Origin of the sequence: Phenylobacterium sp., from assembly GCF_046590535.1 — a bacterium.
GTDB lineage: Bacteria > Pseudomonadota > Alphaproteobacteria > Caulobacterales > Caulobacteraceae > Phenylobacterium.
This window is the reverse complement of the sequence record NZ_JBKJTG010000008.1, coordinates 21,264-31,872: the sequence shown is the minus strand read 5'-3', so window position 1 is coordinate 31,872 and position 10,609 is coordinate 21,264. Positions and strand designations below refer to the sequence as shown.

Genomic DNA, 10,609 nt, shown 5'->3' with positions numbered 1-10,609 from the left:
GACATGGACGGCTACGAGACCATCCGCGAGATCCGCTCCCGTCCGGGCCTGGCCACCCTGCCGGTGGTCGCCGTCACCGCCAAGGCGATGAAGGGCGACCGCCAGAAGTGCATCCAGGCGGGCGCGTCGGACTATGTGTCCAAGCCGGTAGACATCGACCACCTGGTCTCGGTCCTGCGGGTCTCGATCCAGCGAGCGGATGCGATGAAGCTGGTCGGGGACACCGTCGTCCTGATGCCGCAAGCCAGCTGATGGCCCGCGCCACCACCGCCGGCTCCCGCAAGCGAACCAGTCGGGCGGAGCCTCAAGCGCCGCCCGACCTGGGCGCGCCGCTTCAGGCCCGGATTCTCATCGTCGATGATGATGAGCGCAACGCCTATGCGGCGGTCCAGGCTCTGGAAGAGCTGGGCCACGAACTGGTGGTCGCCCGCTCCGGCGAGGACGCGCTCCGCCGCCTGCTGACCGGGAATTTCGCCCTCATCCTCCTGGACCTGCACATGCCGGGGATGGACGGCTATGAGACCGCGGCGCTGATACGCACGCGCAAGCGCTGCAAGGACACCCCGATCGTCTTCCTGACGGCGATCTTCCGCGACGAGGCGCACGTGTTCCAGGCCTATTCCGCGGGCGCTGTGGACGTAGTCTTCAAGCCGGTTGATCCCTTCATCCTGAAGTCCAAGGTCACGGTCCTGGTGGACCTCTATCTGAAGACCGAGGAGGTGAAGCGCCAGTCCGCCTATCAGCAATGGCTGCTGGACGAGCATGACCGGGTGAAGGCCAAGGCGGCGGTGACCGAGAAGGCCCTGCGCCGCACCGAGGCCCGGCAGGAGGCGATCCTGCGCTCCCTGCCCATCGTCTTCACCTCGCGCGGCATCGAGCCGCCGTTCGCGCCCCAGTTCGTCTCCGAATCCATCTTCGGGATCACCGGCTTCCCCGCCAGCCGCTTCGTCGACGAAGCGGAGTTCGGCGCCAGCCGCATCCACCCCGACGACGTGGCCCGCGTGGTGGAAGCCATCGAGGGGGCGGTCAAGGCCGGCAGCTATTCGTGCGAGTTCCGCTGGCTGTGCGCCAACGGCCAGTACCGGGTGCTCCATGACCAGGGCGTTGTCGCGCCGGGGGAGGAGGGCGCCCCGCGGGAGATATTCGGCGTGATCCTGGATTCCACCGACCGCCGCAGCCTAGAGGAACAGCTGGCCCAGGCCCGCAAGATGGAGGCGGTCGGCCAGCTCACCGGCGGCGTCGCCCACGACTTCAACAATCTGCTGACCGTGGTGCTGGGCAACGCCGACATGATGGCCCGCAAGACCGAGGACGAGGCCCGCCGCGGCCGCCGCATCGACGCCATCCGCCAGGCCGCCGAGCGCGGCCGCGACCTGACCCGCCAGCTACTGGCCTTCTCGCGCCGCCAGCACCTCAGCCCCGTGACCCTCGACATCAACGGGCTGATCCGCGACTTCGCCCCGCTGATGCGCCAGGCGGTGGGCGAGGCGGTAACCATCGACCTGGATCTGGCGGACGAGGCGCTCAACGCTCACGTCGATCCCACCCAGCTCGAAACCGCGCTCCTGAACCTGGCAGTCAACGCCCGCGACGCCATGGCGGAGGGCGGGTTGCTCAGCGTCGTCACCCGACGGGAGCTGTCCGCAGAGGGCCTCGGCCGGGTCTTAATCGAGGTCCGCGACACCGGCTCCGGCATGAGCCCTGAGGTTCGCGAACGGGTCTTCGAGCCGTTCTTCACCACCAAGGAGGTGGGCAAGGGCTCAGGCCTGGGCCTGTCGCAGGTCTATGGCTTCGTCCGCCAGTCGGACGGCGAGGTGGAGCTGGAGACCACCGTGGGCGAAGGGACCTGCTTTCGCCTGTTGCTGCCCGGCTCCAGCGCCACGGCGCAGCCGGTCAAGAGCGAAGCGACGCCGCGGGATCTGGTGGGCGGGTCCGAGAAGATCCTGCTGGTGGAAGACGATCCCACGGTCCTGGCCCTGACCCTCGATATCGTCACTGGCCTGGGCTACCAGGTGACCACCGCCACCAACGCCAGCGAGGCCCTGGCCATCATCCACGCTGGCGCGGCCATCGATCTCCTGTTCACCGACGTGGTGATGCCTGGCGGCCTCAGCGGGGTCAGCCTGGCGCGCACCGCCCGCGAACTGCGCCCCGGCCTGCGCGTGCTGCTGACCTCCGGCTTCGTCGGCGACGGTCAGGTGATGGAGGGCAGCGAGTTCCCGCTGCTCGACAAGCCCTACGACACCGCGCATCTGGCCTCGATGCTGCGCAAGCTGCTGGACGGCGGCGACCGCCGGCGCCGGGGCGGCCGCCCGCAGGCCGCGACGGCCAAGTAGCTCCTAGACGTTAGGTCTGAGGCGTCTTGGCGAGGCGACGCAGCGCCGCGGCCAGCCGCCGCGCGCGGGCCCGCTCCACAGCCGGAGTGCGGGTTCCGGCCGAGAGGCTCATGGCCATGGCCTCCAGTTCGTCGGCCCGGCGATCGGGAGCGAAGGCGCCTGCCAGCAGTTCGGCCTCGGCGATCAGGTCGGCGCGCTCGTCCGCCGCGCAGGCGTAGAGCAGGGCTTCGTCGAAGTCGATGACTTCGCCGCCGTGCTCGGGGGTGGTGTCGGCCGGTTGCATGGACGCCTCGGGTTGGCTCCCGTAACCGTCAGGGGTGGGCCGGGTTCCCCAGGGCGTGACAACCGAAAGTGGATACCGGTTGCGGCGCCCGTGATGCTCTTAACTCTTGGAGATAGACCCTATCCGGTTCAAATTACTCACTTGAACCGGATAGGATCTAGGGCGAAGGGCTCGACCCGCACCTCGTAGCTGACCGTCTCCCCGAGGGAGAGACGCACCATCCCGGTGTCCCGGCCTTCCGGCCAGACGGCCCCATAGGGGTCCGCCAGGTTGAACTGCGGTTCCACCACCACGAACGGCCGGTCCCGTGGCGCATAGACCTGGATGGCCTTCACCCGCGCGCTTGGCGAGGTGATCCGCAGGCCGAGGCCAGCCGCTGGATCGACCACCTCCGCCACCGCCAGGCCGGCCTCCCGCTGCAGGTCGGTGAAGCAGTCATCCAGATAGAGGCCGCCGAGCGCGGCGCCGCCCTCGGCGCTGAAGTCGTAGGGTGTCCCCGCCACGGCCAGCAGCCGGCCGGTGGGCAGCACCTCGTCATAGTCGTTGATCTCCACCCGACTGGCCGCCGGCAGCCGCAGGCGCGCCTGGCGCCGGTCGCCGCTTGGCAGGGCGAAGTAGGGATGCCAGCCCAGACCGATCGGCAGCACTTCGGTCCCCGTGTTGCGCGCGGTGATCTTCAGGCTGAGCGCGCCCCGCGCAATCCGCCATTCGAAGGTGAGTTCGGTGCGCGAGGGCCAGCGCCCGGCGAACCCGCCGGCATCGAGGGTCCCGGTCAGGATGTCCGCGCCGGGCTGATCGTCCGTCACCGCGGCGTTCAGGATCAGGCCGTGCATGGCGTACTGCTCGGCGCCTGTGGCCTTGCCGCCCCAGTTGCGGGGCAGGCGCATGATCTTGCCGTCCACCAGCGTCTCGATCTCTCGCCGCTCCGGCACGGCGCGGCCCCGGATGCGGTTGGCGTAGGGCGCCAGGATCGCGCCGCCGAAGCTGAAGGCGTGGTTCCCCGCAAAGTCCGCCGGGCCGCCGTCCAGCGTCCGCGCAGCGTCGGCCGGCGCAGGGGAAGTGAGGGCGTCGACGACCTCGCCGGAGGGCAGGCGCAGCCTGGCCTGCAACAGCATCATGCCGCGGCTCGGCGCGATGTCGGCGGCCAGGAACGCGGGGCCGTGCGGTGGCGGGTCGCCCCGGATCGTGACGGGCGGCGCCCCGCCGATCTGTGGTGGCCGGTTCATCGGCTGGCGGCGGCGTCGCCCTGGATGTTGTCGGCGATCTCCCCGGCGCGCAGCTGGCGGGCTTCGGCCCGCTGGCGCTCGGACGCCGGCTCCTGGTATTCGGAAGGCTTCACGATGGGCACGGACAGGCAGACGCTCTGGGTGGGCAGCACTTCGCCCCAGTCGGCGATCAGCTGCTTGTAACAGATGCCTACCGGGCGGATCTCGCGGTTCAGGTCATAGAGCCCGACGGGATGGACCCGGTTGTTCACCTCGCGCAGGCCCACGTCCCAGTCGATCTGGTCGGTGAGCGAGTACCAGGTGAAGCCCACGGTGGGCACGCCGGAGTTGCGCACCCGCAAGACGTTGGCCCATTGCTTCCACAGCCAGTTCACCGCCTCGTCGCCGTTCGGTCCCTCGGCGATGTTGGTCTCGGTGTGCATCACCGGCAGGCGGTAGCGTTCGTAGTACTGCCGGGTGATCTCGGAGTAGCCGAAGATCTCGCCCGAGGCGCGGCTGCCGCCGTCGGCGGAGACCCGGTGCTCGTTGGTCCAGTAGTAGTCGTTGCCCAGGATGCAGTGGTGATGCAGGGAGTTGCCCAGGAAGAAGTGGTACTCCTCCCGGGTCATCCCGTTGTCCATGAGGTACTCGTACATCTCCGAGTCCACGCGGTGGCCATAGTTGAGGTCCAGCGACAGGAAGCGCCTGGAGTTCTCGATCTCGGCCGGCTTGATGGCGGCGGGGTTCTCCGCGTGGAAGTATTCCGAGGACTCGCTCTGGATGAAGATCGCGTCGGCGCGGATCTTCAGGATCTCCTGCATCGCCCGCACATTGGCCTTCACGATGTGCTTGATCGCGGTGACGAAGGTCAGGTCCGTGGTGCCCTGCTCGTTCCACCAGCCGTACTTGGCGGAGAACTGGGCGCAGATGAACATCTCGTTGACCGGGGTGTAGAGCTGCACCCACGGGAAGCGCCGGGCGAAGGCGGCGGCATACCGTGCGAAGATCTCCGGGAAGTCCGGGTTCTGGAAGTCGCCCAGCCAGTCCGGAACGCCGAAGTGGCAGAGGTCGACGATCGGCACGATGTCGCGGCGGCGCAACTCGCCGAACACCACGTCGGCGAACTCCCAGTCGTGCTGCTCGGGGCCGATCAGGGTTGTATGCAGCGGCGGGCCGTAGCGAAGGAACTTCAGGCCCAGCTCCTCAACCAGGTCGAAGTCCTTTCGCCAGTGCCGATAGTGGCCGCACGACTCCATCTGGTCGACGCGGATGCTGCCGTTCTGGATCTTGGGGATCGAGTTCTCGATCCCGGTGGCGAACATGAAGGCGGTGATTGGCGCATCCTCTCAGATAGCCGCGCGAACAGGCCCGCCCCGGATAGCTGGAAAACTCCAGGCTGGCCGGCTGGGTTCAAAGAGTTTCGGCCGGCGACCCGACCGAGGGAAGGCCTATTCGGCGGCGACGGCGTAGGGCTGGCCATTGATCTTCCGGCAGCGCCCGACAAGGGCCAAGTGGTCGGATCCGTTTGAGACGTTCCTCACCCAGGCCTTGTCCCCATGCACGGCCACCACCTCGAAATGCGGGAACAGGTTTGGGCCGGTGCTGACGAGGTCGCCCACGGCGATCTCCTCGTCATAGTCCCGCTCATGGCGGATGGCGAACAGGTCAGAATAACTCGGCGCCGACATTGCTTGGGATCCCCTCCCGATTCTTTCGATTAGGATAGTGGTCCCAAGACTCTGAACGGAACCCAAACGCCGACGTCAGGATGTCGCAGGGCTGCGACAGCAGTGTTCGCAAAAACATCCACGCGATTCGCCGGCTAGCGTGAGTGTGGGAGATCCGATGGACGTGCGCCTTGTGGTCGAAGCCTCTGATCGCCTTGGAGAAGGTCCCTGCTGGGCGGCTCGCGAGGGGCGGCTCTACTGGTTCGACATCAAGGGCAAACGCCTGTCGTGGCACGCGCCCGCCACCGGCCGCACCGGGTCCTGGCCACTGGAAATGCGCGCAAGCGCCGCAGCCCCACGAGCCGGCGGCGGGCTGTTGCTGGCCACGGAAAAGGGTCTGGCGGCGTTCGACACGGCCGCCGGCACGCTTGAAGTCGTCCAGCCCTTCGAGTTCGGCGACGGCTTCCGCACCAACGACGGCAAGATCGATCCGCAGGGCCGCTTCTGGTGGAGCACCATGGATGACAACGGTGGGGCGCGGCCGGGCGACATCTACCGCACCCATCCCGGCGGACGCACCGAACGGGTGCTGGGCGGAATCCATATCGCCAACACCATTTCGGTCAGCGCCGACTCCACCACGCTCTACCTGGCGGATTCCAAGCTGCAGACGATCTTCGCCCATGACGCCCGGGCGCTTGCGGACCGCAGGGTGTTCGCCCACACCCGTGGCCAGGCGGCCAGCCCGGACGGCTCGGCGATCGACGCCGACGGCTTCCTCTGGAACGCCCAATGGGGCGGCTGGCGGATCGTGCGCTACGCGCCGGACGGAACCATCGACCGCATCGTCGAAATGCCCGTAGAGCAGCCCACCAGTTGCGCCTTCGGCGGTCCCGACCTCGCCACCCTCTACGTCACCAGCGCCTGGGACGGTCTGTCGCCCCAGGCCCGGGCGGATCAGCCCCTGGCCGGCGGCCTGTTCGCCTTCGAGCCGGGCGTGAAAGGGCTGGCGCTGCCGCTCTTCGACGGGTGATGTACGACTGAACCCGCGGCGGTGCTCAAGGGTTAGTCCGACGCGTCATCCACGAAGGGACCCGCATGGCCGACAAACCCCTGCGCAGCACCAAGAGCTACGGAAAGCTGGATCGCGACGGCTTCATTCACCGGAGCTGGATCAAGGGCACGGGCCTGCCGGACCACGTCTTCGACGGCCGCCCGATCATTGGCATCTGCAACACCTGGTCGGAGCTGGTCACCTGCCAGTTCCACCTGCGCGACCTCGCCGAATACGTGAAGCGCGGCGTCTGGGAGGCCGGCGGCGTGCCCATCGAGTTTCCGGCCATGTCGCTGCCCGAGACCCAGATGCGGCCCACCGCCATGCTCTTTCGGAATTTGCTGGCCATGGAGGTGGAGGAATCGATCCGCGCCAACCCCATCGACGGAGTGGTCCTGCTGGGCGGCTGCGACAAGACCACGCCCGGCCAGCTTATGGGCGCCGCCAGCGTTGACCTGCCGGCCATGGTGGTCTCCTCCGGCCCCATGCTGAACGGCAAGTTCCAGGGCCGCGACATCGGCTCCGGCACGGACGTCTGGCGCTTCTCTGAGGCTGTGCGGGCGGGGGAGATGACCCTGGCCGACTTCATGGGCGCCGAGGCCGGCATGAGCCGCAGCCACGGGGTGTGCAACACCATGGGCACGGCCTCCACCATGGCCAGCCTGGTGGAGGCCCTGGGCATGAGCCTGCCCCACAACGCCTCGCTGCCGGGGGTGGACGCGCGTCGCAAGACCATGGCCCACATGACAGGCCGGCGGATGGTCGAACTGGTGAAGGCCGACGTCCGCATCTCCCAGATCCTCACCCGCGAGGCCTTCGAGAACGCCATCCTGATGCACGCGGCCATCGGCGGCTCCACCAATGCGGTGATCCACCTGCTGGCCCTGGCCGGCCGGGTCGGCGTGCCGCTCAGCCTCGACGATTTCGACCGCATCGGCCGCGAGGTTCCGCTGCTGGTCAACCTGATGCCGTCGGGCAAGTACCTGATGGAGGACTTCTGCTACGCCGGTGGCTGCCCGGCGGTGATGAAGGAGATGGGCGAGGTGTTCCACCGCGGCGCGGTGACCGTCGCCGGCCACACCCAGGGCGATATCGCCGACGCCGCCGACGTCTGGAACCGCGACGTGATCGGGACCCGCGAGGCGCCCATCGGGCCGTCCTCCGGCGTCTGGGTGCTGCAGGGCAATCTCTGTCCGCAAGGCGCCATCCTGAAGCCCAGCGCCGCCACCCCGGCGCTGCTCACCCACCGCGGCCGCGCGGTGGTGTTCGAGGACATCGAAGACTACCACGCCCGCATCGACGACCCGGACCTGGAGGTCGACGAGACCTCGATCCTGGTGCTCAAGGGCTGCGGTCCCAAGGGATATCCGGGCATGCCGGAGGTCGGCAACATGGCCCTACCGCCGAAGCTGCTGGCCAAGGGCGTGCGCGACATGGTCCGCATCTCCGACGCCAGGATGAGCGGCACGGCCTATGGCACGGTCATCCTGCATGTCTCGCCGGAAGCCGAGGCCGGTGGGCCTCTGGCCCTGGTGATGAACGGCGACGAGATCGCCTTCGACGGGCCGAACCGCACCCTCGATCTGCTGGTGGACGACGGCGAACTCGCCCGGCGCCGCTCTGCCTGGGAAGCCGCCAGGGTTCCCTCGAAGTTCGACCGCGGCTGGTATCGGCTCTACATCGACACGGTGATGCAGGCCGACACGGGCGCTGACCTCGACTTCCTGGTAGGCAAGTCCAGCGCCGAAGTGACCCGCGAGTCCCACTGATGGCCTTCGCCAGCTATCCCAGCCTGCGGGACCGCGTGGTGTTCATCACCGGCGGAGCCTCCGGCATCGGCGCTTGCCTCGTGGAGGAATTCCACGCCCAGGGCGCCTGCGTCGCCTTCGTGGATCTGCAGGAGGCCGAAGGCCGCGCGCTCGCCGAGCGGTTGGACGGCGCCTGGTTCCGCGGTTGCGATGTGACCGACGCCGAAGCCTTGCAGTCCGCCGTGCGCGACGCCGGCCAGGCCTTGGGCCCCGTCACCGTGCTGATCAACAACGTCGCCAACGACACCCGGCATCCGGCGGCGGGGCTGACGCCGGCAGCCTGGCGCCGCGGCCTGGCCGTCAACCTCGACCCGGTGGTGCTGGCGTCGGTCGCCGTCTACCCGATGATGAAGGCTGCCGGTGGCGGCTCGATCATCAACCTCAGCTCCATCAACGCCCTGTTCGGCCCGCCGGACATGGCGGGCTACGTGGCCGCCAAGGGGGCGATCAACTCGCTCTCCAAGGGGCTCGCCCGAGAGTGGGGCCCCGACCGGATCCGGGTCAATGCGCTGTCCCCCGGCTGGGTCATCACCGAGCGCCAGCTTCAGCTCTGGCTCACGCCGGAGGCCGAGGCCGACTGGGCGAAACAGGTGGCCCTGAAGGACCGACTACTGCCCGCCGACGTGGCGCGGCTGGCCCTGTTCCTGGCCGCCGATGACAGCCGCATGGTCACCGGCCAGAACTTGGTCATCGACGCGGGGCGGACCTGATGGGCGCTGCGGCGTTGCTGGCCTGCGACTGGGGCACCACCAACCTGCGCGCCTGGACTCTGGACGCCAATGGCCGGGTCCTGGCCGACCGCGATTTCGAACTGGGGGTCTCGCGGCTGGCGCCCGGCGAGGCGGCCCGGCGGTTCACCGATGAGGTCCAGCCGGCCCTGGACGCTGAGGGCCTGCCAGCGATCCTCTGCGGCATGGTGGGCTCCAACCTCGGCTGGACCGTCGCCCCCTACGCCGAATGCCCGGGCGGCCTCGGCGATCTCGCCCGCGCCATGACCCACGTCGAGGCCGGCGCCCAGCCCGTCCACATCGTCCCCGGCATGCGCTGCGAGGGCTTCACCGGCGCCACCGACGTGATGCGCGGCGAGGAGACCCAGCTGTTCGGCTGGCTGGCCCAGTATCCCGAGCGCGCCCGCGGCCGCCAACTGGTCTGCCACCCCGGCACCCACCCCAAGTGGATGCTGGTGGAGGATGGCCGCCTGGTCCGCTTCGTCACCGCCATGAGCGGCGAGCTGTTCGCGGTGCTCGGCAAGCACAGCGTCCTGAAGAGTGATGCGGCCCCCGATGACGCTGTCGCCTTCGACGAGGGCCTCGCCGCCGCCGGCGAAGGTGACGCCCTGGCCGCGCGCCTGTTCACCGCCCGCGCCCGGGTGGTCGGGCAGGGCCGTCCTGCCGACAGCACCCCCAGCTACCTCTCCGGCCTGCTGATCGGCGCCGAGGTGGCCGCCACGCCGCGCCTGCTGGGCTGCCAGGGCGCCGAGCCGGTGGCCCTGCTGGGCGATCCCAGGCTCTGCGGCCTCTACGCCCGCGCCCTGGCCAGGCGCGGTGTCCAGACAGAGACCTTCGACGGCGAGGCTGCCGCCGTCGCCGGCCTCTTCGCCCTGCACCGGATGGGAGAGGCGCCATGACCCTCGACGACGCGCTCGCGCAATGCCCGGTGGTCGCCATCGTCCGCGGGATCACCCCGGACGAGGCGCTGGACCACGCCCAGGCGCTGTTCGAGGCCGGGGTCCTGGGAGTCGAGGTTCCATTGAACTCCCCCGACCCGCTGGAGAGCATCCGCCAGATCACCGAGGCCTTCGGCGACCGCATGGCCGTCGGCGCCGGCACGGTGCTCACCGCCGATCAGGTAGACGCGGTCGCCGCAGTCGGCGGGCGGGTTGTCGTGTCTCCCAACACATCGCGGGATGTGATCTCCCGCGCCATCGCCCTGAAAGTCGACCCCGCGCCCGGCTTCGCCACCGCCACCGAGGCCTTCCAGGCTCTGGGCGCCGGTGCGCGGCACCTGAAGCTGTTCCCCGCCGCCACCTATGGCCCAGGCCACCTGAAGCAGCTCAAGGCCGTTCTGCCGCCGGAGGCGGTGGTCTGGGCGGTGGGCGGCGTGGGCCCCGACAGCCTGGCCGACTGGTGGGCGGCCGGCGCCCGCGCCTTCGGCCTCGGCGGCGAGCTCTATCGCCCTGGCCAGTCGGTGGCGGAGACGGTGCGGAAGGCCCGCCGTGTGGTCGAAGCCGCCCGCGTCTTGCGCTGAACGATCCCT

The 10,609-nt window shown here is 69.2% G+C and carries 11 protein-coding genes; 7 read left to right on the top strand and 4 right to left on the bottom strand.

Annotated elements, in window-relative coordinates; genetic code table 11:
• Together ACLL81_RS00480 and ACLL81_RS00475 are read left to right on the top strand one after the other, a co-directional pair.
• Positions 1-252, top strand: a 252-nt coding sequence (locus tag ACLL81_RS00480; protein WP_411286386.1) for a response regulator, incomplete at its 5' end; no start/stop codon positions are given.
• Entirely contained in the window at positions 252-2,336 is a 2,085-nt protein-coding gene (locus ACLL81_RS00475; protein ID WP_411286385.1) for a response regulator, read from the top strand. The genes ACLL81_RS00480 and ACLL81_RS00475, both read left to right, overlap by 1 nt.
• A 10-nt stretch (positions 2,337-2,346) precedes the next feature.
• Here ACLL81_RS00475 and ACLL81_RS00470 read toward each other — a convergent pair whose 3' ends face one another.
• From ACLL81_RS00470 to ACLL81_RS00455, 4 genes are all read right to left on the bottom strand, one after another.
• Complete coding sequence (locus tag ACLL81_RS00470) at positions 2,347-2,619, bottom strand: hypothetical protein (protein ID WP_411286384.1); 273 nt, start codon at positions 2,617-2,619, stop codon at positions 2,347-2,349.
• A 137-nt stretch (positions 2,620-2,756) separates the two neighbouring features.
• Positions 2,757-3,845, bottom strand: coding sequence for an aldose 1-epimerase (locus tag ACLL81_RS00465; RefSeq protein ID WP_411286383.1), 1,089 nt, complete (start codon positions 3,843-3,845; stop codon positions 2,757-2,759).
• Positions 3,842-5,146: a family 1 glycosylhydrolase gene (locus ACLL81_RS00460; RefSeq protein ID WP_411286382.1), complete on the bottom strand. Its 1,305-nt coding sequence runs from the start codon at positions 5,144-5,146 to the stop codon at positions 3,842-3,844. Before ACLL81_RS00460 ends, ACLL81_RS00465 begins: the two co-directional genes overlap by 4 nt.
• 126 nt (positions 5,147-5,272) lie before the next feature.
• A complete protein-coding gene (locus tag ACLL81_RS00455; RefSeq protein WP_411286381.1) occupies positions 5,273-5,512 on the bottom strand; it encodes a hypothetical protein in 240 nt (79 codons plus the stop codon).
• A gap of 157 nt (positions 5,513-5,669) precedes the next feature.
• Between ACLL81_RS00455 and ACLL81_RS00450 the strand changes: the two genes are divergently transcribed.
• From ACLL81_RS00450 to ACLL81_RS00430, 5 genes are all read left to right on the top strand, one after another.
• Positions 5,670-6,524: an SMP-30/gluconolactonase/LRE family protein gene (locus tag ACLL81_RS00450; RefSeq protein WP_411286380.1), complete on the top strand. Its 855-nt coding sequence runs from the start codon at positions 5,670-5,672 to the stop codon at positions 6,522-6,524.
• Between the two features lie 65 nt (positions 6,525-6,589).
• A complete protein-coding gene (locus ACLL81_RS00445; protein ID WP_411286379.1) occupies positions 6,590-8,314 on the top strand; it encodes an IlvD/Edd family dehydratase in 1,725 nt (574 codons plus the stop codon).
• A complete protein-coding gene (locus tag ACLL81_RS00440; protein ID WP_411286378.1) occupies positions 8,314-9,063 on the top strand; it encodes an SDR family NAD(P)-dependent oxidoreductase in 750 nt (249 codons plus the stop codon). The genes ACLL81_RS00445 and ACLL81_RS00440 overlap by 1 nt, the downstream gene beginning before the upstream one ends.
• Entirely contained in the window at positions 9,063-9,980 is a 918-nt protein-coding gene (locus ACLL81_RS00435; RefSeq protein ID WP_411286377.1) for a 2-dehydro-3-deoxygalactonokinase, read from the top strand. Before ACLL81_RS00440 ends, ACLL81_RS00435 begins: the two co-directional genes overlap by 1 nt.
• Positions 9,977-10,600, top strand: coding sequence for a 2-dehydro-3-deoxy-6-phosphogalactonate aldolase (locus ACLL81_RS00430; protein WP_411286376.1), 624 nt, complete (start codon positions 9,977-9,979; stop codon positions 10,598-10,600). Before ACLL81_RS00435 ends, ACLL81_RS00430 begins: the two co-directional genes overlap by 4 nt.
• The last annotated feature ends 9 nt before the right edge of the window (positions 10,601-10,609 follow it).

Excerpts from the sequence above, each read along its gene's own strand:
- ACLL81_RS00475 (WP_411286385.1), top strand. The coding sequence starts at position 252 with ATGGCCCGCGCCACCACCGCCGGCTCCCGCAAGCGAACCAGTCGGGCG.
- ACLL81_RS00470 (WP_411286384.1), bottom strand. The coding sequence starts at position 2,619 with ATGCAACCGGCCGACACCACCCCCGAGCACGGCGGCGAAGTCATCGAC.
- ACLL81_RS00465 (WP_411286383.1), bottom strand. The coding sequence starts at position 3,845 with ATGAACCGGCCACCACAGATCGGCGGGGCGCCGCCCGTCACGATCCGG.
- ACLL81_RS00460 (WP_411286382.1), bottom strand. The coding sequence starts at position 5,146 with ATGTTCGCCACCGGGATCGAGAACTCGATCCCCAAGATCCAGAACGGC.
- ACLL81_RS00455 (WP_411286381.1), bottom strand. The coding sequence starts at position 5,512 with ATGTCGGCGCCGAGTTATTCTGACCTGTTCGCCATCCGCCATGAGCGG.
- ACLL81_RS00450 (WP_411286380.1), top strand. The coding sequence starts at position 5,670 with ATGGACGTGCGCCTTGTGGTCGAAGCCTCTGATCGCCTTGGAGAAGGT.
- ACLL81_RS00445 (WP_411286379.1), top strand. The coding sequence starts at position 6,590 with ATGGCCGACAAACCCCTGCGCAGCACCAAGAGCTACGGAAAGCTGGAT.
- ACLL81_RS00440 (WP_411286378.1), top strand. The coding sequence starts at position 8,314 with ATGGCCTTCGCCAGCTATCCCAGCCTGCGGGACCGCGTGGTGTTCATC.
- ACLL81_RS00435 (WP_411286377.1), top strand. The coding sequence starts at position 9,063 with ATGGGCGCTGCGGCGTTGCTGGCCTGCGACTGGGGCACCACCAACCTG.
- ACLL81_RS00430 (WP_411286376.1), top strand. The coding sequence starts at position 9,977 with ATGACCCTCGACGACGCGCTCGCGCAATGCCCGGTGGTCGCCATCGTC.